The 23066-nt window shown below is 57.1% G+C and carries 24 protein-coding genes; 12 read left to right on the top strand and 12 right to left on the bottom strand.

The genetic code is table 11. The annotated features are described in order from the left end of the window. Nucleotides 1-318 precede the first annotated feature (318 nt). Entirely contained in the window at nucleotides 319-1038 is a 720-nt protein-coding gene (gpmA, locus tag PbB2_RS03070; RefSeq protein WP_108983792.1) for a 2,3-diphosphoglycerate-dependent phosphoglycerate mutase, read from the top strand. A gap of 3 nt (nucleotides 1039-1041) precedes the next feature. Continuing rightward, entirely contained in the window at nucleotides 1042-1701 is a 660-nt protein-coding gene (gene ribD / locus PbB2_RS03065; protein ID WP_108983791.1) for a bifunctional diaminohydroxyphosphoribosylaminopyrimidine deaminase/5-amino-6-(5-phosphoribosylamino)uracil reductase RibD, read from the top strand. Here ribD and PbB2_RS03060 read toward each other — a convergent pair. The 6 genes from PbB2_RS03060 to PbB2_RS03035 form a co-directional block, all read right to left on the bottom strand. Continuing rightward, nucleotides 1698-2621: a ParB/RepB/Spo0J family partition protein gene (locus PbB2_RS03060; RefSeq protein WP_108983790.1), complete on the bottom strand. Its 924-nt coding sequence runs from the start codon at nucleotides 2619-2621 to the stop codon at nucleotides 1698-1700. The genes ribD and PbB2_RS03060 overlap by 4 nt on opposite strands. Beyond that, nucleotides 2618-3427 (bottom strand): ParA family protein, encoded by an 810-nt coding sequence (locus PbB2_RS03055; RefSeq protein ID WP_108983789.1) that lies wholly within the window; start codon nucleotides 3425-3427, stop codon nucleotides 2618-2620. Before PbB2_RS03055 ends, PbB2_RS03060 begins: the two co-directional genes overlap by 4 nt. Next, entirely contained in the window at nucleotides 3424-4092 is a 669-nt protein-coding gene (gene rsmG, locus PbB2_RS03050) for a 16S rRNA (guanine(527)-N(7))-methyltransferase RsmG (RefSeq protein WP_192576133.1), read from the bottom strand. Before rsmG ends, PbB2_RS03055 begins: the two co-directional genes overlap by 4 nt. Further along, on the bottom strand, nucleotides 4079-5950 hold the full coding sequence (gene mnmG / locus PbB2_RS03045) for a tRNA uridine-5-carboxymethylaminomethyl(34) synthesis enzyme MnmG (RefSeq protein WP_320410525.1): 1872 nt from the start codon (nucleotides 5948-5950) through the stop codon (nucleotides 4079-4081). Before mnmG ends, rsmG begins: the two co-directional genes overlap by 14 nt. Before the next feature lie 135 nt (nucleotides 5951-6085). Then, nucleotides 6086-7399 (bottom strand): tRNA uridine-5-carboxymethylaminomethyl(34) synthesis GTPase MnmE, encoded by a 1314-nt coding sequence (gene mnmE, locus PbB2_RS03040; protein ID WP_108983786.1) that lies wholly within the window; start codon nucleotides 7397-7399, stop codon nucleotides 6086-6088. Continuing rightward, nucleotides 7396-7689 (bottom strand): DUF6489 family protein, encoded by a 294-nt coding sequence (locus PbB2_RS03035; protein ID WP_108983785.1) that lies wholly within the window; start codon nucleotides 7687-7689, stop codon nucleotides 7396-7398. Before PbB2_RS03035 ends, mnmE begins: the two co-directional genes overlap by 4 nt. Before the next feature lie 197 nt (nucleotides 7690-7886). Between PbB2_RS03035 and PbB2_RS03030 the strand changes: the two genes are divergently transcribed. Together PbB2_RS03030 and PbB2_RS03025 are read left to right on the top strand one after the other, a co-directional pair. Beyond that, nucleotides 7887-8573, top strand: coding sequence for a dienelactone hydrolase family protein (locus PbB2_RS03030; RefSeq protein ID WP_108983784.1), 687 nt, complete (start codon nucleotides 7887-7889; stop codon nucleotides 8571-8573). Beyond that, nucleotides 8570-9550, top strand: a complete 981-nt coding sequence (locus PbB2_RS03025; RefSeq protein ID WP_108983783.1) for a quinone oxidoreductase family protein — start codon at nucleotides 8570-8572, stop codon at nucleotides 9548-9550. The genes PbB2_RS03030 and PbB2_RS03025 overlap by 4 nt, the downstream gene beginning before the upstream one ends. A gap of 15 nt (nucleotides 9551-9565) precedes the next feature. Here the strand turns inward: PbB2_RS03025 and PbB2_RS03020 are convergent, their stop codons facing one another. From PbB2_RS03020 to PbB2_RS03010, 3 genes are all read right to left on the bottom strand, one after another. Beyond that, nucleotides 9566-10072, bottom strand: a complete 507-nt coding sequence (locus PbB2_RS03020) for a hypothetical protein (protein ID WP_108983782.1) — start codon at nucleotides 10070-10072, stop codon at nucleotides 9566-9568. A gap of 150 nt (nucleotides 10073-10222) precedes the next feature. Further along, a complete protein-coding gene (locus PbB2_RS03015) occupies nucleotides 10223-10645 on the bottom strand; it encodes a helix-turn-helix domain-containing protein (protein ID WP_133245694.1) in 423 nt (140 codons plus the stop codon). Between the two features lie 37 nt (nucleotides 10646-10682). Then, nucleotides 10683-11723, bottom strand: coding sequence for a LysR family transcriptional regulator (locus PbB2_RS03010; protein WP_238164831.1), 1041 nt, complete (start codon nucleotides 11721-11723; stop codon nucleotides 10683-10685). Between the two features lie 314 nt (nucleotides 11724-12037). Here PbB2_RS03010 and PbB2_RS03000 point away from each other — a divergent pair, with 314 nt between their 5' ends. The 4 genes from PbB2_RS03000 (at nucleotide 12038) to PbB2_RS02985 (ending at nucleotide 14184) form a co-directional block, all read left to right on the top strand. Further along, entirely contained in the window at nucleotides 12038-12700 is a 663-nt protein-coding gene (locus tag PbB2_RS03000; protein WP_133245693.1) for a hypothetical protein, read from the top strand. Further along, nucleotides 12697-13320 (top strand): GNAT family N-acetyltransferase, encoded by a 624-nt coding sequence (locus PbB2_RS02995; RefSeq protein ID WP_108983777.1) that lies wholly within the window; start codon nucleotides 12697-12699, stop codon nucleotides 13318-13320. The genes PbB2_RS03000 and PbB2_RS02995 overlap by 4 nt, the downstream gene beginning before the upstream one ends. 74 nt (nucleotides 13321-13394) lie before the next feature. After that, the gene (locus PbB2_RS02990; protein ID WP_192576131.1) at nucleotides 13395-13889 is read left to right on the top strand and encodes an isochorismatase family protein; all 495 of its coding nucleotides are present in this window, start codon (nucleotides 13395-13397) and stop codon (nucleotides 13887-13889) included. Between the two features lies 1 nt (nucleotide 13890). Next, nucleotides 13891-14184, top strand: a complete 294-nt coding sequence (locus tag PbB2_RS02985) for a hypothetical protein (protein ID WP_108983775.1) — start codon at nucleotides 13891-13893, stop codon at nucleotides 14182-14184. A 23-nt stretch (nucleotides 14185-14207) separates the two neighbouring features. Here PbB2_RS02985 and ggt read toward each other — a convergent pair whose 3' ends face one another. Then, a complete protein-coding gene (gene ggt, locus PbB2_RS02980) occupies nucleotides 14208-15929 on the bottom strand; it encodes a gamma-glutamyltransferase (protein ID WP_108983774.1) in 1722 nt (573 codons plus the stop codon). Nucleotides 15930-16087: 158 nt separating this feature from the next. On the opposite strand from ggt, the gene phbB reads away from it, so the two are divergent. Next, complete coding sequence (phbB, locus tag PbB2_RS02975) at nucleotides 16088-16810, top strand: acetoacetyl-CoA reductase (RefSeq protein WP_108983773.1); 723 nt, start codon at nucleotides 16088-16090, stop codon at nucleotides 16808-16810. 145 nt (nucleotides 16811-16955) lie between these two features. Here phbB and metK read toward each other — a convergent pair whose 3' ends face one another. Continuing rightward, nucleotides 16956-18152, bottom strand: coding sequence for a methionine adenosyltransferase (gene metK, locus PbB2_RS02970; protein ID WP_108983772.1), 1197 nt, complete (start codon nucleotides 18150-18152; stop codon nucleotides 16956-16958). Between the two features lie 110 nt (nucleotides 18153-18262). Here metK and argE point away from each other — a divergent pair, with 110 nt between their 5' ends. Next, nucleotides 18263-19432, top strand: coding sequence for an acetylornithine deacetylase (gene argE, locus PbB2_RS02965; RefSeq protein ID WP_108983897.1), 1170 nt, complete (start codon nucleotides 18263-18265; stop codon nucleotides 19430-19432). A gap of 18 nt (nucleotides 19433-19450) precedes the next feature. On the opposite strand, the gene PbB2_RS02960 is transcribed toward argE, so the two are convergent. Next, the gene (locus tag PbB2_RS02960; protein ID WP_192576130.1) at nucleotides 19451-20938 is read right to left on the bottom strand and encodes an efflux transporter outer membrane subunit; all 1488 of its coding nucleotides are present in this window, start codon (nucleotides 20936-20938) and stop codon (nucleotides 19451-19453) included. A gap of 96 nt (nucleotides 20939-21034) precedes the next feature. Between PbB2_RS02960 and PbB2_RS15855 the strand changes: the two genes are divergently transcribed. Further along, a complete protein-coding gene (locus tag PbB2_RS15855) occupies nucleotides 21035-21706 on the top strand; it encodes a TetR/AcrR family transcriptional regulator (protein ID WP_133245691.1) in 672 nt (223 codons plus the stop codon). Further along, a complete protein-coding gene (locus PbB2_RS02945) occupies nucleotides 21696-23063 on the top strand; it encodes an efflux RND transporter periplasmic adaptor subunit (RefSeq protein ID WP_108983769.1) in 1368 nt (455 codons plus the stop codon). The genes PbB2_RS15855 and PbB2_RS02945 overlap by 11 nt, the downstream gene beginning before the upstream one ends. The last annotated feature ends 3 nt before the right edge of the window (nucleotides 23064-23066 follow it).

Below are 23066 nucleotides of genomic sequence, written 5' to 3'. Positions count from 1 at the left end.
GCCCGGCCTGATAGGTGTTTGGGAGGAAACGCCCAAAAATGGGCAAGGACGCCACGGCATCCATGAGCCTATTTATTTCGCACTTGCAAAAATTTCAAGGTTGATTGTCTTCACGCCGTCGTGTTTTGATGCTTAGAGTGCGATTTTGTTCGCTAAGTGGTTGATCTGCCGATTTTTTATACATATTGCACTGCAGCATTGCAAAAGTGCGGGTCTGTCGATAACCCCGACCACTCCTTGATTCAATGCGTTAGCTTCCCTTATGTGGCGTGCTTTATCGGGTTTTGGCTCTGTTTTGAGCCGTATCAAGGGTGCGTCATGGCATTTCTGGCACTTGTCCGGCACGGACAGTCACAATGGAACTTGGAAAATCGGTTCACTGGGTGGATGGATGTGAATTTGACGGCTGAAGGTGAGGCGCAAGCGCGCAAAGCCGGTCAGTTGCTGAAAGCGTCGGGCGTGACCTTCTCTCAGAGTTTCACCTCATTGCAGACAAGGGCAATTCGCACATTGTGGCTGGCCTTGCAGGAGATGGATTGTTGTTGGTTGCCTGAAGAAAAGAGCTGGCACCTGAATGAGCGCCATTATGGTGCATTAACGGGCCTTGATAAGGCTGAAACGGTTGCCAAGCATGGTGAGGAGCAGGTTCGCATTTGGCGGCGCTCCTATGATGTGCCGCCGCCGCCTCAAAGTCAGGATGACCCTTTTCACCCCATTCATGATCCCCGCTACCGTCAGGTGCCGGCCGGCTTGTTGCCCAATGGGGAAAGTCTTGCCATGACTTTGGCGCGGGTTTTGCCCTATTGGGGCGATGCCATTGCCCCGCGTCTTCACGATGGGAATGTGTTGATCTCGGCCCATGGCAATTCTTTGCGGGCGATTATCAAGCATTTGTTTGATCTTGATGAGGGGGCCATCATGGACGTTGAAGTGCCCACTGCTAATCCCTTATTGATTGAATTGGATGCGCAATTGCGGCCCGTGTCTGCCCGCTATCTGGATGCAGAGCGTGCCCAAAAGCTCCCGGCAATTGGCTAATTCATGAGCGAGCTTGCCCGAGTCTGGTCGGAGAGCGAGACCGACTTTATGGCGCGGGCGTTGACATTGGCGCGCAGCGGACTTGGGCTGACCCAACCCAATCCAAGTGTGGGTTGTGTTCTGGTGAAGGGCGGAGAAATTGTCGGAGAGGGCCGCACCCAAGCCGGGGGACGACCTCACGCGGAGGCCGTCGCTTTAGCAATGGCGGGACGAGCTGCGCGTGGCGCGACTGCCTTCGTCACGCTAGAGCCCTGCGCGCATACAAGCCTGCGAGGGCCTGCTTGCAGTGACAGTCTTATCGCGGCCGGGGTGCGTGCGGTCATTATCAGTGTTTTGGACCCGGATGTGCGGACATGCGGGGAAGGTGCTGCGCGATTGCGTGCGGCAGGGATCGACGTCAGCGTGGGTTTATTGGCTGATGAGGGAGAGGCCCAAATTGCTGGTTTTGCCAAGCGGTTGCGGACAGGTCTGCCATGGGTCCATATTGGCGTACCAACCCCGCAATTTGATGCTGTTCTGATCGAAGGTGAGGCAGACGGCTTGCTGGCACATCTCACTGGTTTGGGGCAGGCTGGCGTGATGCGGCTGTGTTTGCCAAGCGGGTCGCCGGCAGCACTTGCGGCTGAGGCGCTCGGTCTGGTCGATTCATGTGATCCGGATTAGCGGGCCAGAGCAGTTAGTTTGCGGCAAAGATCATCAAGTTGATCGAGGCTGCGATAATGAATGGTCAGCGCGCCACCCTTATTGCCCTTGTGGGCGAGGCTGACATCAAGGCCCAAGGCGGCTGACAAATCATGTGCCAAGGCTTTGGAGTCGGTATCTGCCGCATCATCGCTGCGGGTGGTGCCAGATCGGCCGATCGAGTCGGCTCGGGTGGCGAGTTTTTCGGCATCGCGCACACTTAAACCACGTTCAAGGATGCTGCGTGCCGCAGCCAATGGATCTGCCACACCCAAAAGCGTGCGGGCGTGACCGGCGCTTAACTCGCCAGATCGCACGAGGTCCTTTACGGCTTCAGGTAATCCAAGCAACCGCATCATATTGGCGACATGGGCGCGGCTTTTGCCGACCGTATCCGCGATCGCCTGTTGGGTTCGGCCAAAGCGCTCGGCTAATTGTTGAAAGGCAAGGGCTTCTTCGATCGGGTTCAAATCGGCCCGCTGCACATTTTCAACGATTGCAACCTCAAGCGTCGCCAAATCATCAAAGGTGCGGATCAGTGCTGGGACAGCATGCAGACCGGCACGCTGGGCTGCACGCCACCGGCGCTCTCCGGCGACAATTTCATACCGACCGGTGCCATCGTCTAACGGGCGCAAGAGCAAGGGCTGTAAGATGCCGTGCAGCCGAATGGACTCCGCCAAGGTCTGCAAGTCCTCTTCGGCAAATTGACGGCGGGGCTGTTGAGGATTGCGAATGATGAGATCAAGCCCGATCTCGCGCGGGCCAGTATCAGCGGGCCGCTCATCCGAGGGGCGGGTGGTCTCGGCGTCACCGAGCAGAGCCGATAAGCCGCGTCCCAAGCCGCGGGCCGGGCGTGCATCTGCCTTTGTTTTGGGGGAAATGTCGGTTTCGTCGCTCATGCTGCTAACCTTGTACGTTCGCGTTGCAGGACTTCACTGGCCAGCCGCATATAGGCCTGACTGCCCGAACACTTGTGATCATAGAGCAAAGCGGGTTTGCCAAAAGACGGGGCTTCGGACACCCGGACATTGCGGGGAATCACGGTTGCATAGACTTTATCGCCCAAATGTGTGCGCACATCCATGGCAACCTGATCGGACAGATTATTGCGCTGATCATACATGGTCAGCACGATGCCCTGGATTTCAAGTGCTGGGTTGAGCGACCCTTTGACCAAATCGACGGTGCGCATCAGCTGGGTGAGGCCTTCAAGGGCAAAAAACTCACACTGCAGCGGCACCAGGACCGCATCGGCGGCTGTCATTGCATTGATGGTGACAACATTGAGCGACGGCGGGCAATCGATCAAGATGAAATCATAATGTGTGGCATCCCCGCGGCTGACATCCACCCGGTGTCGCGCCAAGGCATCCCGCAGTCGGAAAGCTCGGTTCACCGCTTGGGCCAATTCGGTCTCGACCCCGGCCAGATCAACACTTGCCGGTATGACCGACAAATTGGGTATGCGCGTTGCAATCGCGGCTTCGGCGAGAGATGCTTCATCCATGATCACATCATAAGAGGTCAGTTTGCGCGAAGATGCCGCAACACCCAATCCTGTGGACGCATTTCCTTGTGCGTCGATATCCAGAATGAGCACAGATTCACCAACGGCTGCCAAGGCGGTCGCAAGATTAATGGCGGTCGTGGTCTTTCCGACCCCGCCCTTCTGATTGGCCACTGCAATGACGCGTGTCTTTTTCATGACGATGTGGGTCCTGCCTTGGATTGCCAGTTGGTGATCTCGAGGACACAACCGCGTGTGTCACTCGCCGATGGGTGGATTGTCGACGTAAAGAGCCAATTTGTCGAGGCCTGTTCAAGTTCGGCTGACACTTCTTCCCCTTTTGGAAACAGTGCTTGTGTGGCTGGGCCTTGCCATGGCGCGGCATAGGCAAGAAGGCGGTCAAGGGCTGTAAAGGCGCGGGCCGTAACCACATCGACCGGGCGTGGTGTCACTGCCTCCAGTTTGGCGTGGGTGATTTCGACCGTGATTTCCATCGCGCGTGCCGCTTCACGCAAGAAAGCGCAACGCTTTGCGCTGGCCTCTACCAGTTGGACTTGCGCGGATCCCCGCTCGGCCAGAAGTGCGGCAAGCACCAATCCTGGAAAGCCAGCCCCGGTGCCGAAGTCGACCCAAGTCTGCGCCTGTGGGCTCGCCAGAGGCAGGATCTGCACTGAATCAAGAATATGTCGCTGCCAAAAAGCTGAAAGCGTTGACGCACCGACGAGATTGATCCGCGGAGCCCATTTGGTCAGTAGGGCCTCATAGGATTCAAATCGACGGAGTGTTTCACGTGAAACACCATAAGCATTCATGAGTCTGACTTGGACGGCCTCGCGGTCGCGGTCATCCTTAGGCGCTGACACGAGCTGTTGCTCCCCGCCGGACATATGCAAGAAGTGCAGTTAGGGCCCCTGGGGTCATACCCTCGATCCGGGCGGCTTGACCCACAGTGCTGGGCCGGACCTTGCTGAGCTTCTCACGCACCTCGTTCGAGAGTCCGCCGATCGCTTGGTAGTCGAGATCGGCGGGCAATCCCAATTCCTCATCGCGGCGAAATGCCAGAATATCGGCCTGCTGGCGATCCAAATAGCCACAATAGACGGCTTCTGTTTCGAGATGCGTCCGAGCACGTGCTGATAGGGCCGCCAAGTCAGGGAAGAGATCGACCAAGCGATCAAGACCGATCTGCGGATGCGCGATCAACTCCAAAAGGCTGCGCTTGCGGCCATCTTGATTGACGGGCAGGCCGAAACGGTTGGCCTCGGTTGGCGAAATCAGGCGTGACTTGGCGAGGGTCATCGCCGCTTCAATCTCTTCAAGCTTCGCCAAGAAGGCGGCAGCCCGTGTTGGGCCTACCAGACCCAGCGAAACGCCAAGTGGGGTCAGACGTTGATCGGCGTTGTCGGCCCGCAAGGTCAAGCGATACTCAGCGCGCGACGTGAACATCCGATATGGCTCAGACACACCACGGGTGATCAGGTCATCAATCATCACCCCAATATAGGCCTCATCGCGGCGGAAATGGACCGGGTCCTGCCCGCCAACCCGGCGCGCAGCATTTAAACCGGCAACAAGCCCCTGTGCTGCGGCCTCTTCATAGCCGGTTGTGCCATTAATCTGCCCTGCCAGATAAAGACCCGGAACAGACTGCACCGACAGATCGGCACCGAGCGCACGCGGATCGACATAGTCATATTCAATTGCATAAGCATAGCGCAGGATCTCAACCCGTTCGAGACCAGGAATTGTGCGCATGAAAGCAGCCTGAATTTCCTCCGGAAATGAGGTCGAAATGCCGTTTGGATAAATGGTTGGGTCATCAAGCCCCTCGGGTTCGAGGAAGATCTGATGCCGGTCCTTATCCGAAAAGCGAACAATCTTGTCCTCAATCGACGGACAGTAACGCGGCCCTCGCCCCTCAATCGCCCCGCCATATACAGCCGACAAATGCAGATTATCGCGTATGATCTGGTGGGTTTGTGGGGTAGTCCACGTGATCCAACAGGGCACTTGGGGTGTGGTGATGACCTCATTCAGGAAAGAGAATGGAACTGGCGGCGCATCACCGGGTTGAATCTCGCAAACCGAGTAATCGATTGTCCGTCCATCAAGGCGGGCGGGTGTGCCAGTCTTGAGCCGCCCCATGGGCAAACCAAGTCGATAAAGCGTTTGGGCCAAGCCGATCGCCGGAGCTTCATCAATTCGACCGGCTGGCCATGTCTTTTGACCCAGATGGATCATCCCATTAAGGAAGGTGCCCGTTGTCAGGACAACAGCCCCCGCCATGATGCGCGTTCCATCGGCCAGCACGACACCGGCACAATGACCATCCGTCAGAATAAGATCCTCAACCGCTGCGCTCAGAATTGTCAGATTTCCTTGCTCGGCCAACAGATCCTGAATAGCTTGGCGATAAAGCTTGCGGTCCGCTTGGGCACGGGGCCCACGTACGGCGGGCCCTTTGGAGCGATTCAACATTCGAAATTGAATCCCAGCCGCGTCAGCCGCCTTCCCCATAATGCCGTCAAGCGCATCGATCTCACGCACGAGGTGACCCTTGCCCAATCCGCCAATCGCGGGGTTGCACGACATTTCACCAATCGTGCTGGCCTTGTGTGTGACCAAAAGAGTTTTGGCCCCGGCGCGCGCACTGGCCGCTGCCGCTTCACAGCCTGCATGGCCGCCGCCAATGATAATGGTGTCAAACCTGCTGTGGGTCACGATGCCGGTCTCGCATAGGTATAGAAAGGGAGGGGGGCCTCCATAGCGAAACTTATGCCACAGGTCGACTCGTTCCTTCAGACTGTTTCACGTGAAACAAGCTGTCGCGTCAAACTTTGCGGCTACTCGCACCGCCTATTTGCCGATGCAGAATTGTGAGAACAATCGGTCCAACACATCTTCAATATCAACACGGCCAGTAATCCGTCCGAGGGATCGCGCCGCAAGCCGCAAATCCTCCGCCACAAGTTCCGCGGCCTCTGCCGGGGCATTGAGGGCGCGGTCGAGTGCAGACACGGCTTCGCGAACCGCTTCTTGGTGACGCAACCGTGTCAATGGTGGTGCTTCTGATCGCGCAGCATCTTGTTGCGCCCGCGTAGCAATAAGCTCTTCGAGCTGCACAAGCCCCTGTCGGGTCACGCTTGAAATCACAATCTCGTCCGAACCAGCTGCCGGCCAAGCGATGCGATCGGCCTGACCTAAAAGCCAAACATCCCCGGGCCGCATCAAATCGGCAAACTCAGCGCGCTCATCTTCATGGGTCAGAAGGCCCAGTCGTAAATCTGCATCCAATGCCCGTTGTCGCGCCCGCCTTATGCCTTCCGCCTCAATCTCATCTTGCGACGTCCGCAGCCCAGCGGTGTCCGACACAAGCACAACCATCCCGCCCAATACCACGCGCACATCGACAATGTCACGTGTTGTTCCAGGCTTTGCTGAAACAATCGCCGCGTCTCGCTGTGCTAACTGATTGATTAAACTTGATTTGCCAGCGTTTGGCCGGCCGATGATGACCACCTGAAACCCAGACCGCACCCGCTCTGCCCGCCGGGAATCATCGAGAAAGCCTGTAAGGCTGGCCCGCAAAGCTGCAATCCGCTCACGGGCGCGCAGGCTAAGGCCAGGCGGCAAGTCCTCATCAGGAAAATCAATATCGCCTTCTGCATCGGCCAGGCTATCAATAATTGTCTCACGCCACCGCTCGACTTCACCGGCCAACGCCCCCTCCATTTGGCGCAGCGCCTGTTTGCGTTGGGCGGCGGTTTCAGCTTCAACGAGATCAGCAAGGCCTTCTGCGGCGGTCAGGTCCATTTTGCCATTTTGGAAAGCCCGCCGGCTAAATGCGCCCGGCTCAGCCAAACGCACGCCCTCCACCGCCAAGCAGGCAGCCAATGTGTCACGCACAACGGCGGGACCACCATGCACGTGCAGCTCAAGCACATCTTCACCGGTAAAACTGTGCGGCGCCTTGAAAAACAACGCTAAAGCCCGATCAATTGGTGCACCGTCCGGATCCAAAACCCGCACCAAGCGCGCCTGTCGCGGTGGTGGCAGGCCGCCCAATAGCGCCATCCCGACGGCCGCACATGCCGGCCCCGACAAGCGGATGATGCTGACCCCGGCAGGCCCAGGACCTGATGCCGGGGCCACAATCGTGTGAGTGCTCACGATTTCTTGTCGCTGGTGCTCTTGTCTGGTGATGCCGACGGCTTGGTGGGTAGGTCGCTTGTTGCAACTTTCAGGGCGGCACCCACCAGCGCACCAAAGGCCTCCGTGGCGACCCCACCAAGACCGGTCCAGGTCTTCAGCATCGGCTCCACATCAACCAAATTCCCAGTCTTTTCAAGCTTATCCTTGGCGATTCCAACGAAAGTTTCCTGAATGGCCGTCAAATTGGGCATGCCCAATAATTCGCGCGCCTCGCTCGGTGTCAAATCCACTTCAATGCTGACTTTCATGTCAGAAATCTCCCAATCCGCAGCGGGCAGTCCGGAACCGCGCTTGCTGTCCGGCCTTACTGCCAGCCTTGGCACCAAAACCGATTGTCTTCTATCGGTCTTACGACTAGGTCTTAGCCGTAAACCCAGACTTGGGGCCGCAATCGGGCCAGTTCAAGCCGGGACAGAGCACAATCTGATTTGGAGAGGATACACATATGGGCGCGTATGTCACGATCACCGGACCTGATGGCGAATTCCAAGCCTATGTCGCTACGCCTAACCGGCCAAATGGCCGTGCCTTGGTCGTTATCCAAGAGATTTTCGGCGTCAATAAAGTCATGCGCGATCTTGCCGATGTCTATGCCGAACAGGGTTATCTTGCCGTTGTGCCAGACCTGTTCTGGCGCATTCAGCCAGGTATTGATATCACAGATCAAACGCCGGAAGAGTGGCAGAAAGCCTTTGACTATTTTGGTAAGTTTAATGTCGATACTGGCATAGTCGATATTCAGGCTACCATCGACTATCTTCAGAAAACTCACCAGAAGGTCGGCGCAGTCGGCTATTGTCTGGGCGGACTTCTGGCCTATTTGACCGCCACACGCACCTCCATTACCGCCAGCGTCAGCTATTATGGTGTGGGTATTCAAGATCGGCTGGCCGAAGTCGGGCCACAGACCAAGCCCCTTTTGTTGCATGTCGCCTCAGAAGATTCCTTTGTGAATAAGGATGCACAGGCCGCAATGAAGACCGGCTTATCAGGCCAGGATCACATTCATCTGTATGTCTATGATGGCCTTGATCATGCGTTCGCGCGTATTGGCGGCCAGCATTATGATGCTGCAGGGGCGGCCCTCGCCCACCAGCGGACGATTGCCTTCTTTGATGAGCATTTGTCATGATGCGTCAGGTTGGGCTTAGCCAGCTTGGCGGTCCCGACGTACTTGAACTCCGAGACGTCGCCATACCGCGTCCAAAACCTGGAGAAATTCTCATTCGCATGGCCGCGTGCGGTCTGAATTTCATCGATATCTATCAACGCACCGGCCTTTATCCTCTGCCTCTTCCAACAGGATTGGGATTGGAGGGGGCCGGGGTTGTCGAGGATGTTGGCGATGACGTCACCCGTTTTCAGCCCGGTGACAAAGTTGCCTTCTGCCTTGGTCCGGTAGGTGCCTATGCGGATTATGCATGTGTTCCCGAGGGCAAGGCCGTCCATGTTCCCGATGGGATTGACCTTGAAACCGCTGCGGCCATCCTGCTCAAAGGCCTAACGGCAGAATTCCTGATCCAGCGCCTTCGCCCTTTAAAGTCAGGTGATACGGTCTTGTTTCATGCGGCTGCCGGGGGTGTCGGTTTGATTGCCTGTGATTGGCTGGCCCATTTGGGGGTGCGCGTTATCGGCACGGTCGGCTCTGATGACAAAGCAGCCCTGGCACGCGAACATGGATGTGCTGAAACGATTCTGTACCGGACTGAACCACTCGTGGAGCGGGTCAAAGACCTCACACAGGGCCGTGGATGCGTGATTGTCTATGATTCAGTTGGGGCTGACACGCTTTCTGCCTCGTTGGACTGTGCTGCCCGTCGCGGTCTCGTGGTCAGCTTTGGAAATGCGTCAGGCCCGCCGGCGGCGATTTCTCCGTTGGAACTATCCCGTCGGGGCTCTCTGTTTCTGACCCGCCCAACATTGTTCGACTACGTCGCCACAACCGCCGAACTGGATCAAGCCGCTGAGGACTTGTTCAGCCACGTTATATCCGGGGCCATCCGTCCCGTGATTGGGGCACGATATAGCTTGGAGCAGGCGGCCGAAGCCCATCGGGCGCTCGAAACGCGCCAGACCGTTGGCGCGACCATTCTATTGCCGGGTCTGTAATTCCAAACAGCCCAACTAGCGCAATTGATGGGAGGCAGCTTCCAGGTCTTTGACCGGCAGATAGCCCACGGCTTTGTCCTTGTGCCGGGTAATCTCTGCCCATTTGCCGCTCGGGGTTTCGGTTTGCCCCCAGATTTGGATCAATTCACGTGCCGGAATTTCGGCAACGATTGGGGCAAGTGGCGAAGGTTCAGCCCGCAACTTCACAGGCTCGACCAAGGCCTTTGCCACATAGGCTCCGGTAAGGACGGGACGGCGATCTGTATCCAAATCGGCCAAGTTGATCACGCCGCCGACGTTTGTGTCGACAAAAGCCACGGCCACACCGGACTCGGTCAATTCCTGCACCACTTCAACTTTGCTGTTACGCGGTACTTTCCTGATAAGTTTACCAGACTTTCCGATTTCGCGTAGTTCGGTCTCAAACCGGGTAAATCGAATATCCGGTGCAGGCTTAAAGAACCAATAGGCCGCACCTACGGCAACCAATAGGGCCAGAAAAATCGGGATGATGCGGGTCATGCCTGACCTCTCCCGCGCGCGTCGACAAACATGATGAAAACCTGCCTAAAATAAAATCGTCAAACGTCCGTCTGTCCCGGCTGCTTCAATTCGGCCGGGGACAGCAGGTAGGGTCACCAGTTGGTATCCCCACCCGCATCAGCCCGCGACTTAATCCGCCAGCAATTTCACCAAATCAATGGCTTTTTGCCTTTGCTTGGGTGACTTGATTGCCGCAAACGCAACCACCAGATCGGTCGCATCTGGATTCTGTGCGATCAGGCTCAAGATTGAAGATTGGGCACCTTCGCCTCGGTCTGACTTTGAAGACAAGCCATATTGGCTTGGGTCGACACCCTCGAAGAAATATTCGGGACCAACACCCAGCACACAGGAAATCTGAAACAGACGCGACGCCGAAATCCGGTTCACGCCACGCTCATATTTCTGAAGTTGCTGGAATGAAATTCCCAGAGCTTGGGCCAGTTGGTCCTGTGTCATATCAACGGCGTCGCGCTGACGGCGGACTCGCTGGGCTACAAAATGGTCGAGATCATCGGCCTTCCGTGGGTTTGAGTTCTCTCTCGCGGGCACTTTACACACTCCGTTACTGATTAAGGTTACTGCTCACTCATGCACCTGAGGTGCGGATACGACGACTTGGTACCTGCACATCTGCAGGTACCCCCTCGGAAGATTTCCCTGCCCCGAGCGGCAGGTTTTGCTGATGAACACCAGGAAACTTGGTGAACTCACTGGGTGGTACAAACTCACGCCGGTACCAAGGTTTTGTTTTTTGATCGAAAACAGCTTCAAGCCATTTCAAGACCACTTTAATTCTGGGAATACGCTCAATGTCGCGGTGATAGACAAGACTCAGCTCGACAGGTGCAAATGATTCGCCGACCATGACCAAGTCTGGGTAAAGCGCACACATGACTGTTGGCATGCCGGCAACCCCGATCCCCGCCAAAACACCCTCCACGACCGCCGCACTCGAATTTGTTTCAATCCGTTTGCGCGCAAGATCCTGAAATGCCGGAACTTTTCTTGCCATATTGCCGGTAAGCGTTTGGGCCGTGTGATGCAGATAAGGATGGCGCAGGGCCTCCTCTAGGCTCTGCGGCATGCCATAGAGCTCAAAAAATGCTTTTGTACCAAACAGACCGTAATGGAAGTAAGCAACGGGGCGTGTCACATAGCCAGGAATTGGTTCTGCGTTGAAATTCAACGCGATTTCTGAATCCGCTTCGATCGGGTTGTGTGGCCACAAGCCGCAATCGAGTCGCACATCCAGCTTTGGATTCTCGCGCAGCAACTGGGTCAAAGCCGGAGTCAACAAATAGGCCCCAACCCCGTCAGAGCATGATACGGTCACAGCGCCAACAGGTGATGTTGCCTCTGAATCAAGCACTTCACGCTCAAGTTCCTCGATCTGATTTTCAATCGTGCGAACGCGCGCCAACGCCATCTCGCCGGCTTTTGTCAGCACCACCCCCTGTGCAGTCCGCCGAACCAAACGTGTGTTCAACCGTGCCTCTAACTGATCAAGGGCGCGCGACACAGTCGAGGGATCAACACGCAAACTGCGTGCAGCCGCATTCAGGCCGCCGCACACAGCGACCGCATAAAAGATGTGCAAGTCAGACAGGTCTGACCGATGGCGTACCACATCCTTCAAACAAGGACCCCTCAAGTAAGCCAGTACTCTATTGCAATTTTTCTGGGTCCCCAAGCGTTTTTTTCCCGATTAACCCTAACGCACGGTTGCATGAGCAGACAATTCTCGTGGCTGGGGAACCACAGCGGGATTTGGCACCGGATCAGCGACTTGTCGGGCGACGCATGCGGCGCTTGCCGGGTTTCGGATCGGCTGATTTGCGCATCGACCGGCAAGATTTTCGGCCAGATTTTCGGGTCGTACGACCCTCCCAAATGGCACCGGCAAATACTGGCAAATACTGACAGGGAGTTGGATCGAGGCACATGGACGGGACCAGCAAGTTCACTCGGACCATTCTTGAAGTCCGCAGTCCTATGGAAGGGCGCACCACGCTTGAGCGCGTGGCCCGTGCTGCGGCCGACCATAACATGTTTGCCCTCAGCGGCTCTCGTCTCATTGAGGCCCGGTCGCTGGCTGTAGGCTTGGTGGGGGAGCCCGTTGCGAGCATTGAAACCATGCAATGGGTCTATGACCAGACCAAGCTTGGGCTCTTTGGTGTCACGCACGCCGCGATGGACGGCCTTGCCGATCCCGATGACTCAAGTCCGCTGTGCGGATTGTTAGGCTTTGTACCCCTGAACCAAGCTGGCGATGCCGCTGTGTTGCGGGATGAATTTGATCCTGTGGCGCCCTTGCCTCATCAGGTTTGTACCCCCGAGGAAGAACCAGTCAGCATTTTCGGCTGGGGTGTGGCGGTCACACGTCACGACGCAGCGCGGCTGGTTGTTAATCTCGGTCTCTTCATCTCCGAACATATCATGCCGAACGCGGATTGGTATGCCCGCGCCGTCACCGACGATGGCGCGCGCCTTCTGCTCGGCAAAATGGGCTGGACCCCCTTGGAAGGAACCAAGGTGGGGACTCTACGGCTTCTGTCTCACGTCAAAGCTGAGGCTCAATTTCGTCAAACAAGGGGTGCTGCATGATTCCCAAGGCTGATCTGCCTGAAAGGCTTGTTCCAAGTAATGGTCCCAAATGGGAAATTACCGTGGCTCATCGTCTTGATGAAATCATGCAAGTGATCTCCCTTCGTGCGATCGCTTACATGCATGAACAATCTTGCCCCTATGATGAAGAAATCGACGGCAATGATTTCGCCGGGGCCACACATTTGATCGCCCGTCTGGCGGGGGAGCCGGTTGGCTGTGTTCGGTTGCGCTGGTTCGCGCAATTCTTCAAAGTCGAGCGGGTGGCAGTCCTCCCGCGCTATCGCAAGTCTGGTTTGGGGGCCGCCCTCTTGGATGCTTCTTTCGAGCTGGGAGCGAAGAAGGGCTATCATCACGCCCTGGGTCATGTGGAACCCTCAATCGTTGGTCTGTGGAATCGGGCCTGTGGCGTCACCGCGCGCCCAGGACGGCCTCATCTGGCCTTCTCCGACCACGAATATGTCGAAGTCGAAAAATTCCTACCCGGACGGGATGACGCGATCCACGCCAATTCCGATCCGATGGTTCTCTTGCGCCCAGAAGGGGAGTGGGATCACCCCGGGGTTCTGGATCGTTCAAATGAACGGCTGCCCCCATTGCGTACAGCAAGGCAAGCTTGACTATGATTTCGTCCCGTTACGCGTACCCAGATCACTGCCGTCGACCGCCACCCCTCTTGATCTGCAATGAATTGGTGACTGACGGCCATACGACTGAGGACCCAGCCTCTTGGCACACATGCCTGCACAATAGCAGCTTGATTCTGACCAGTGCGCGGCGTCAAGGTTGGCTGATTGCCCATGTCTATCGCCATGATCGGCCGCCCAATCCGGTGGCCGACTTGCGGCCAGAACCAGATGAACCGGTGTTTCAATGCCGGGGTCCATCGGCTCTATCTTCGCCGGCCCTGCGGGATCTTCTGGCGATGAATAATGTCGAAGAACTCATTCTCGTCGGACGGTCACTGGTTCCTTATTGTTTGGCAACCGCAATTGCGGCTGCCGACCTTGGTGTGTCGGTCACGATGGTGACCGACGCCGTCTCACATCCGCGCATCGAGGCCAATGACGCGGATCTTTCCACCACCCATGCGGCAATCCGGTTGTTTCCGGAGTTTGCCACCATGACCACCACCGCCAAGCTGCTGCAGCTGCAATCCTCCTTGAGTCTCTTTGTATCTGGATCCTGACATGACAGTCTTACCCTTGGTTGCCAACCTGAATGACAATGTAAGCACGAGCCCGTCGAGGTCGACAGAACAGCCCGGTGGTGTCGTCGTTACCCTACCAAGCGAGCCTGTCTTGTCGATTGTTCGCCATACGCTGCAGCGGCTTGGCCCCTTTGCACCAACAGATGCGATGGTGATTTCCCGCATCCTCAACCGCCTGTCGCAGATTGAACGAGACGACGGTGTTTCGGTGGCTATCGACCATGCTCGTGAAGTGGTGGAAATCCTAAAGCTGCAGCGCCGACCAGCCCGCTAAGCGCGACACAGCGATTGCTCGCGTTACGGGGTAACCCGACCAGCGCCGCGTGCGCGGGGGTCGGGTGCAACGATCGGCTGGCCCTGCTCGACCTTGATGGCGGCGATATCGCCATTGTAGTCTTGCGCTTCGAACCGGTAGCCACGCGCCTCGAGTTCGCTTCGTAATGCCGGTGGGGCCGGGGCATAGGGTTCGGTAAAAATCACATTTTCCGGGATGAGCTGGTGGTGGTAACGCGGGGCGGCAACCGCCTCAGCCAGCGGCATCTGATAGTCCAGCGCGTTGAGCAACACCTGATAGACCGTCGTAATGATGCGCGACCCCCCCGGAGAACCCAGCACAAGGGCAGGCTGCCCTTGTTTCAGTATAATGGTTGGCGTCATTGACGAAAGCGGGCGCTTGAAGGGTTGAATGGCGTTGGCATCACCACCCACGACTCCATATTGGTTCGGCGCCCCCGGTTTGGCGGAAAAATCATCCATTTCATTATTGAGCAGGAAGCCTGCCCCCTCCACGACAACGCCAGAGCCGTACCAGCCGTTGATCGTATAGGTATTGGACACGGCATTTCCCTGCCGATCGACCACTGAATAATGTGTGGTCTGCGGTTTCTCCAGGCCCGGTTGAACAGCCACAGTCGGCGAGGGCCGGTCGGGCTGTATCTCCCTGGCGCGTGCGGCAATGTATTCAGGTGCAAGGAGGGCTGAAACAGGTACAGTCACAAAATCCGGGTCGCCCAAATAGACCGCTCGGTCAGCAAAAACCCGCTTTTCCAATTCTGCCAGCAAATGAATGTATTGGGCAGAATTATGCGCCACACCCTCAAACAGGTCGCCGCGCGCCTGCTTCATGCCGAGTAATTGCATCAACGCAATGCCGCCGGAGCTTGGCGGCGGGGCGGTAATGACCTGATAGTCACGCCAAGGGCCAGTTAAGGGTTGTCGCCAAACCGGCTTGTATCGGGCAAGGTCCTGCTTGCTGATCAAACCCTTTTGTGGACCTCGCTGCATCTGCGCCACCACTTGGTCACCAACACGACCCTCATAAAAGCCAGCCGGGCCGAGGCGGGCGATCCGTGCCAAGGTCCCCGCCAGTTCAGGCTGTGTAAAGGTCACGCCTTCGCGCATCGTGCCGAAATAGCGCGCCAAATTGGTCGACTTACCTAAATATGCTTCTGATTCCCGATAGATACGGATCATTTGTGCGGGCGGCACAAAGCCATCGCGCGCCAAATTTACAGCGGGCTGAACCACTTGGGACCAGCTTAGCCGACCAAAGCGTTTGTGGGCGGCATAGAGGCCCGCAACGGTCCCGGGCGTACCGGCTGCCAGATTGCCAATCAGAGAGGCATCGGCCCTGAACTCACCATTTGAATCGAGATACATATCGGCCCGCGCCTTAGCCGGAGCGGTTTCCCGATAATCGAGGAAATAGGGTTGGCCGTTCATGACAATGGTCATAAAGCCCCCGCCGCCGATATTGCCTGCTTCGGGATAGCTAACCGCCAGCGCAAAGCCGATGGCGACAGCCGCATCAATGGCATTCCCGCCCGCCTCAAGGATAGCGACGCCGATCTCAGCTGATGGGGTGTCTGCTGTAGCAACTGCCCCAGCGTTCAGACCCCTGTTATCTTTTGCATGGCTGATCGAAGATGAAAGACCAGACCCCGCCACACCCAGACCGATGGCGGAGGTTAAGGCCTGTAGGGTCTGACGGCGAGAAAGCTCATACTGATCATGAAACATGGCTATACGCACTCCGCCCGACCGATCCGTGGTTCATAACCACATTAGACTGCACTGCGACATAAAAACAACTTCCAACAGGGAGGTGTGCTGCTAGGGTGTTGTGACATAAAGATTGGCAGAACTTGGACCAATCAACTTGGGCTGGTGAGGAAAACATGACTAAAGTTGCCGTTGTTACAGGTGGATCGCGCGGGATTGGTGCGGCGATTTCAATTGCTTTGCGGGATGCTGGCTATCAAGTTGCTGCTAATTATGGTGGCAACGACGAAGCGGCTGCGGCTTTCACTCAGGCAACTGGAATTGCCACCTACAAGTTTGACGTCGGCGATTACGAGGCCTGCGCCGCCGCTATGGCCCAGATCGAAGCGGATCTTGGACCAATCTCAGTGCTGGTGAATAATGCTGGTATCACCAAGGACGGCTTTTTTCACAAAATGTCGCCGGAACAATGGCGCTCGGTGATCAATGTTGACCTTGATAGTTTGTTCAACTGCACCCGCCCAGTCATCAATGGCATGCGCGAACGTGGCTACGGGCGCATTATCAATATTTCTTCGATCAACGGCCAAAAGGGCCAAGTTGGCCAAGTCAATTATTCGTCGGCCAAGGCCGGCGTAATCGGCTTTACCAAAGCACTCGCCCAAGAAGGGGCGGCGAAAGGCATAACGGTAAACTGTGTTGCCCCCGGTTATATCGCCACAGAAATGGTGTCTGCCATGAACCCTGAGGCCTTGGCCAAGGTGAAGGCTGGTATCCCGTGCGGCCGTTTGGGGGAAAGCGAAGAAATCGCCCGTGCAGTGGTGTTTTTGGTAGAAGATCCCGGCTTTATCAATGGTTCCACCCTGACCATTAATGGCGCGCAATATATCGCAGGCTAGTCAGGGTTTGGTTCAAATAGGCCCATGCCGCACTGCGACGTGTGATTGAGTGTCTCACGTGCCGCCTCGGCGGCGTTGCGTGCATCAAGCAAAAAGGCTGCCGAGTTCCCTCGGCAGCCTTTTTTCGAGCATGTTTGTCAGATGCCTAGGTCAACAGATCTTTGAGGCTGTCGACCAAGTCTGTGCGTTCCCATGAGAAGCCACCATCGGCCTCAGGTGCCCGGCCAAAGTGGCCATAAGCCGCCGTACGGGCATAGATTGGCTTGTTCAGATCCAGATGGCCACGAATACCACGCGGCGTAAGTTTCATCAGCTCAGGCAAACGGGCTTCCAGCGCCGCAAGATCGCACCGCTCAGTCCCATCGCAATTCGCATAGATGGAAAGAGGCTCGGCCACCCCAATCGCATAGGATAATTGCAGGGTACAGCGGTCTGCCAGACCCGCGGCCACGACATTTTTGGCCAGATAGCGGGCAGCATAAGCTGCCGACCGGTCCACCTTCGTGGGATCCTTGCCAGAAAAAGCACCGCCACCATGGGGGGCAGCGCCGCCATAAGTGTCGACAATGATTTTGCGGCCCGTCAAGCCGCAATCGCCATCCGGCCCACCTACAACGAACTTGCCAGTTGGGTTGATGTGCCATTTGCAATCCGTGTCGATCGGCAGAATGTCACCCAGCGCCTTGCGGATATAGGGTTCAACAATCGCCCGGATATCGTCACTGCTCAGGCTTTCATCCAGATGCTGCGTCGACAGAACGATGGAGGTTGCTGCAACGGGGCGGCCATTCTCATAGCGTGCCGTCACTTGGCTCTTGGCATCAGGCCCCAGCATGGCCAACACGCCGCTCTTGCGGGCATCGGCTAGATCCTTGAGGATCTTGTGGCTGAACTGAATGGGGGCTGGCATCAGCTCCGGTGTTTCGTTGGTCGCATAACCAAACATGATGCCTTGGTCGCCGGCACCCTCTTCCTTGTTGCCAGACGCATCCACCCCCATGGCAATATGCTCAGACTGGCCGTGAAGCAGCACCTCGATGGCGGCATTCTGCCAATGGAAGCCGTCTTGTTCATAGCCAATGTCACGGATCGCCATCCGCGCGGTATGCGCAATAAGGTCTTTCGTGACGCTGTCGGTCCCGCGATACTCACCCGCAATCACCACACGATTGGTGGTTGCCAACGTCTCAGCCGCGCAGCGCAAAGCCCAAGGGTCCAATCCTTCGGCAATGGTGTGACGAAAATACAGGTCGACAACTTCGTCTGAAATGCGGTCACATACCTTGTCGGGATGTCCTTCGGACACGCTTTCGGATGTGAAAAAATAAGATGCTCGGGCCAAGGCATTGCTCCATTGGGATTTCGGGATATAAATACATGTTTATATCTTGAAATCAACTTAATCACGCAAACAATTAGCCAAAACGCTTACCGCATGGCAGAATGAGCCCCATGACCCGATCCGCTCTTGTGACCGAAACCATCGAAATTCTCGCCCATCTTGTGGGATTTGACACCACATCCTGCAATTCAAATCTTCCATTAATTGAATGGGTTGAGGACAAAGTCCGGCCTTTAGCGCCACGGCTGCGCCGGGTCTTTAATGCCGATCACAGCAAGGCCAATTTGATCATAAGCTTCGGTCCTGAAGATGCGCCTGGCGGCATTGTTCTATCCGGGCATACCGATGTTGTGCCAGTGGACGGACAGATCTGGCAGAGCGATCCCTGGACGTTGGTCGAGCGTGATGGCCGTTTGTATGGCCGTGGCACCTGCGACATGAAGGGCTTTGCGGCCTGTGCCCTAGCGCTCGCCCCAGCAATGGCGCGCGCCACTCTGCGGGCACCTATCCATATTGCTTTATCCTATGACGAAGAGATCGGCTGTTTGGGCGCGCCCTCACTGGTAGATTGCCTCACCTCGCATTATCCAAAGCCCGACGCCGTGATCATCGGCGAGCCCAGCGATATGGGTGTGGTGTCCGGTCAAAAGGGTCTTGCGACCTATCAGATCGACATTACTGGCCGTGCCGCCCATTCCAGCCAAGTCCAGCAGGGCGTCTCAGCCATAATGGAGGCCGTGCCGCTTTTGTCCAATCTGCGGTCTTTGGCCGCGCAAATGCGCGAGCAAGCCCCAGTCATCAGCCCATTTGAGCCGCCAGGCACAACCTTAACCATCGGCGTCATCCAAGGCGGGACCGCTTCGAATATTCTGGCGCAATCCTGCACAATCACTTTTGACATGCGATTTGAAGTCGGTGACGACCCGGAACAACATTTGGCCCGTATCGCAGGCTGGGTCGCTGAAACCGATGCAACCATTAAAGCACGTGCGCCCGAAGGCGGCGCGACAATGATGCGCCGTTCACTTTCGCCAGCCATGGCACCAGAAAGCAATGGCACTGCAGAAGCCCTTGCGCGGGCGCTTACCGGCGACAACACCACGCGCGCGGTCGCCTATGCCACCGAGGGTGGGATTTTCCAGCGTGGTGGCCTGTCAACGGTCATTTGCGGGCCGGGCTCAATTCTGCAGGCCCACCAACCTGACGAATTCATCGAAATCAGTCAGTTGGAGGCCGGGGTGGCCTTCATGGAAAAACTCGTTACCCGCCTGTCGACGTGACGACCAAGATCCGGCGCGTCAAATCCCCGGCGACCCTGCGAATGTGCGATATAAGCCGATCGCGGCGTCGCTCAATTGTGCCTGGCTCGCCAAACGCGATTGGCGCGCGGTCGCTAGCGCACTTTCTGCCTCCAGCCGATCTTGAAAGGACGCCAATCCGGCGTTGAAACTCGCCAGCGTCGCATTAAACCGGACTTCGGCTGCGCGTTCTGCTTCCAGACCAGCCGCTGCGCGAAGCTTGGCCTGCTCATAGGCACTTAGCGCATTTTGGCCTTCGGCAATGGCGTTCAACGTGGTGGAACGATAGGACAATAAGGCTTGCTCAAACCGGGCGTTGGCAGTGCGCAAGCTTGCGCGCCGTTGACCCAGATCAAACAGCGGAATGGAGATAGCCGGCGTAGAACTGGCTGTCTCAACAGCCGCTTGCGCCAATGGGTTGCCCGCCAGCGAGGACAGGCTGGTTATGGTGCCGACAATCGACAAACTCGGATACATATCCGCACGGGCTATGCCGACAGCCGCGGCCTGCAGGATGGCATCTTGCTCAGCCCGGGCCACATCCAAACGGCGGCGTACAAAATTGGCTGGGACCGCATCCACAGTGGGTGCTTCGGCACGGAATGTAAAATCTTTGACCGGGGCCAAAAGCTGATCAAGTGAACCAGGAACCACGCCCCGCAGGATTGCGATCCTGTCCAATGCGCCCCGAACGCGCAATTCAGCATCTGGCACGCGTTGGCGCAATTGCGCCGCTTGACCTTGTGACAAGCCTTTGTCCGCCCGCGAGATTAAGCCAGCGGCCTCACGCGCGCTGGCAATGTTGGCCACTGCATCGGCCCGTGCCAGATCCTCTGTGAGATAAGCCAGACTTTGCTGAGCGTTGCGTAGATCAACATAGGCTGCTGCCAGATCAGCGATAATGGCAATCTTGGCCGCCTCCAGTGATGCCCGAGCACCGGCTTCATTGGCTTTTGCCCCCGCCAATGCCGAGCCAAAGCGACCGAACAGCGGGACTTCCCAAGTCGCCCGCACATTGGCGCTGCCTGTTGTTTGTTGCACCACCTTATCCCCGGTCGCAGACGTCAGCCGATTGTCTCCAACCGCATATTCTGTATCGGCTGCACCAGTTGCCGTCAGCCGAGGGGCAAAGCCTGCAATGGTTGAGCGGCCTGTGTTACGCGCCTCAATAAGCCGTTGATTTGCAAGCTGGACGGAGATGCTTTCTGCCAAAGCGGCACGCACCAGCTGATCCAAAGTTGGGTCCGCAAAGCTCGCCCACCAAGCCGCACTATCGCCCGCAGGAGCGGGGGGCATATCGCGGAACGCATCGGGCAATTCGCTAACTTGGGCTGCGACTTTGGGTGCCCCGAGTGCTGGGAAGCCCAGATTGCCATCTGCGGCACAGCCGCCCAATGCGGCCAAACCAACCAAACTGCCATAAGTGGCGACCCGCCGAAAATTTTGGCTGAGAGGAGCCATCCGAAACTTTGCTGCCGACGTAGACATGTTGTCTCCACATCCTGTTGTTTTTTTGTGTTCCCGCTTGACCTCGAGAGCAAGGCCGAATAATGCGAACGAACGTTCGCTATCGGAATAGGGCCAATGCCACGCACCGTCAACCCGTTGAAAGCTGAGATTCGCCGTCGCGAGATTCTCGACGCAGCACAGGCTTGCTTTGAACGTCGCGGCTTTCATGCCACCTCGATGGATCAGATTTGTGCCGAGGCCAATATCAGTCCCGGTGGTCTGTACCGTTACTTTCCATCCAAAGAAGCGATCATCGCGGCCATGGCCGATGATGAGCGCCGCGCCGCCACTTTGTCATTCGATGAAGTCCGGGCGTCGGATCATTTTTTGTTGGCTTTGTCGGAATTGTGTGAGCGCTTCGTCGAAGTCTATGCAGAGCCCAATCGGGCAGCTTTTGCCGCTGAATTGATGGCCGAGGCTGTGCGCAATCCTAAATTTGCGACGGTGGCTCGCGAAACTGAAGCCAAGATTCGCCAAGAGGTCGCTGCCTTGCTTGAAGTTGGCCAGAAGTCCGGTCAAGTCGAGGCAACCTTGGATCCGGCCGAAGCTGCGGCCGTCCTGATGGCCGCGGCTGATGGGCTTGGCTTGCGGATGACCTTTATGAATGACTTCAGTGCAGCCGAAGCAGCTCAGGCGCTGAAAAACCTCGTCCTTCGCTACCTCAATCCGGTCGCGACCCCCGTTAATCCCTCCCCCAAAAAGGCAAATCCGGCTGTCAAGCCGTTTGGAGCTTCCAATGACGCGTAATCTGAACGCTTCCTCCTTGGTTCTTGTTGTCGCCGCGCTGGCTTTGGCCGGTTGCGGTAGTGCAGGTGGAAACCAGAAGGCAGATGCCAGCAAAAAGACTGCTGAAGCCAGCAAAAATAAAAAGGGCGAGCGCACGCCACAGGCTGTGTCGGTTGCGGCAATCGAGACCAAAAGCTTTGTTGGTCGTCTGGTGGTTGCCGGTCAGGTCCAAGCCATTCAGGAAGCCCGTGTGTTTCCAACGGCTTCCGGGGCTCGGGTCATCCAGATCATGGCTGATGCCGGCGATCGTGTGGTGGCAGGTCAAGCCTTGGCTCGCCTTGATGGCAGGCAGATTAACGCCGACAGCGAGCTTCTAGCCGCTCAAGTTCGCCGCGCTCGAACCACCTTGGCCGAGGCTGAAGTTGGCTTGACAGCCGCACGGCAAAATCTTGCGCGTGCTGAAAACGGCCCGCGCGAGAGCTCGCTCGACTTGGCTGCCGCCCAAATTGCCTTTGAACAAGCAGAAGCTGAATATCAGCGTGCTTTAGCGGTGCGTGGTGACGGTGCCCTGTCAACCGAACAACTCGAAGCGCGGCGTGCGGCTGCGCGTCAAGCGGAAGCCCGTGTGCGTACCACACGTGGTGACATAGCCGCCCAGATGGATGCACGCCGCCAAGCTGTGGCCCAGGCCGCGGCCCGGGTTGGTGCGGCCCGCGCCGACCTTGATGTGGCAATCGCCCAGCAAGCCCAATCCAATTCGCGCCAGAACAATGGTCTGATCACGGCACCCGTCGCAGGGCAAGTCATTTCCCGCTCGGTCAATGTCGGTGAAGTTGCAGGTACCTCTGGCCAACCCATGTTTGTCATCGTCGCCAATGATGCGCTTGAAGTGGCTGCGGAAGTGCCGGAGTCTGAGATTGCCCGTTTGGTGCTTGGCATGTCGGCTGAGTTTACGGCCCCGGATGGGTCGAAAGTGACCGGCACGCTGCGTCGCTTGCCCGCTCAGATTGATCCTCAGCGTCGCACGGGCATCGCTCGCTTTACCTTGGCCGCAAATCCGGCGGTCAAATCTGGCGTCTTTCTGACTGGAACGGCGATCTCTCTACCTCGCGAGATCAATGCTGTGCCCGCAACAGCCGTCCTCTATGGCCGCGAAGGGGCATCAGTCTTTGTGTTGCGTCCTGATCAGACAGTCACCAAAGCCAAAGTCACCCTGGGCGCCCGCGAAGGCGCGATGGTTGAGCTGATTGCAGGTCCGCCCAAGGGCACGGTCGTTGTGACTGCAGGTTCTGCCTTCCTCGCTGAGGGTGAAAAGGTCAATGCCGTACGAGCCAATGCCGCCCCACCCGCCCCAGCCCCCAAGCCCCCCCAGAAGTAAGGC

Source organism: Candidatus Phycosocius bacilliformis (assembly GCF_003112735.1).
GTDB lineage: Bacteria > Pseudomonadota > Alphaproteobacteria > Caulobacterales > Aquidulcibacteraceae > Aquidulcibacter > Aquidulcibacter bacilliformis.
The sequence above is the reverse complement of the archived record's forward strand: the minus strand, read 5'-3'. Positions and strand labels throughout refer to the sequence as shown.

What these genes read in the sequence shown, in the direction of transcription:
- gpmA (WP_108983792.1), top strand. Translation starts at nt 319, where the DNA reads ATGGCATTTCTGGCACTTGTCCGGCACGGACAGTCACAATGGAACTTG.
- ribD (WP_108983791.1), top strand. Translation starts at nt 1,042, where the DNA reads ATGAGCGAGCTTGCCCGAGTCTGGTCGGAGAGCGAGACCGACTTTATG.
- PbB2_RS03060 (WP_108983790.1), bottom strand. Translation starts at nt 2,621, where the DNA reads ATGAGCGACGAAACCGACATTTCCCCCAAAACAAAGGCAGATGCACGC.
- PbB2_RS03055 (WP_108983789.1), bottom strand. Translation starts at nt 3,427, where the DNA reads ATGAAAAAGACACGCGTCATTGCAGTGGCCAATCAGAAGGGCGGGGTC.
- PbB2_RS03035 (WP_108983785.1), bottom strand. Translation starts at nt 7,689, where the DNA reads ATGAAAGTCAGCATTGAAGTGGATTTGACACCGAGCGAGGCGCGCGAA.
- PbB2_RS03030 (WP_108983784.1), top strand. Translation starts at nt 7,887, where the DNA reads ATGGGCGCGTATGTCACGATCACCGGACCTGATGGCGAATTCCAAGCC.
- PbB2_RS03025 (WP_108983783.1), top strand. Translation starts at nt 8,570, where the DNA reads ATGATGCGTCAGGTTGGGCTTAGCCAGCTTGGCGGTCCCGACGTACTT.
- PbB2_RS03020 (WP_108983782.1), bottom strand. Translation starts at nt 10,072, where the DNA reads ATGACCCGCATCATCCCGATTTTTCTGGCCCTATTGGTTGCCGTAGGT.
- PbB2_RS03000 (WP_133245693.1), top strand. Translation starts at nt 12,038, where the DNA reads ATGGACGGGACCAGCAAGTTCACTCGGACCATTCTTGAAGTCCGCAGT.
- PbB2_RS02995 (WP_108983777.1), top strand. Translation starts at nt 12,697, where the DNA reads ATGATTCCCAAGGCTGATCTGCCTGAAAGGCTTGTTCCAAGTAATGGT.
- PbB2_RS02985 (WP_108983775.1), top strand. Translation starts at nt 13,891, where the DNA reads ATGACAGTCTTACCCTTGGTTGCCAACCTGAATGACAATGTAAGCACG.
- ggt (WP_108983774.1), bottom strand. Translation starts at nt 15,929, where the DNA reads ATGTTTCATGATCAGTATGAGCTTTCTCGCCGTCAGACCCTACAGGCC.
- phbB (WP_108983773.1), top strand. Translation starts at nt 16,088, where the DNA reads ATGACTAAAGTTGCCGTTGTTACAGGTGGATCGCGCGGGATTGGTGCG.
- argE (WP_108983897.1), top strand. Translation starts at nt 18,263, where the DNA reads ATGACCCGATCCGCTCTTGTGACCGAAACCATCGAAATTCTCGCCCAT.
- PbB2_RS02960 (WP_192576130.1), bottom strand. Translation starts at nt 20,938, where the DNA reads ATGTCTACGTCGGCAGCAAAGTTTCGGATGGCTCCTCTCAGCCAAAAT.
- PbB2_RS15855 (WP_133245691.1), top strand. Translation starts at nt 21,035, where the DNA reads ATGCCACGCACCGTCAACCCGTTGAAAGCTGAGATTCGCCGTCGCGAG.
- PbB2_RS02945 (WP_108983769.1), top strand. Translation starts at nt 21,696, where the DNA reads ATGACGCGTAATCTGAACGCTTCCTCCTTGGTTCTTGTTGTCGCCGCG.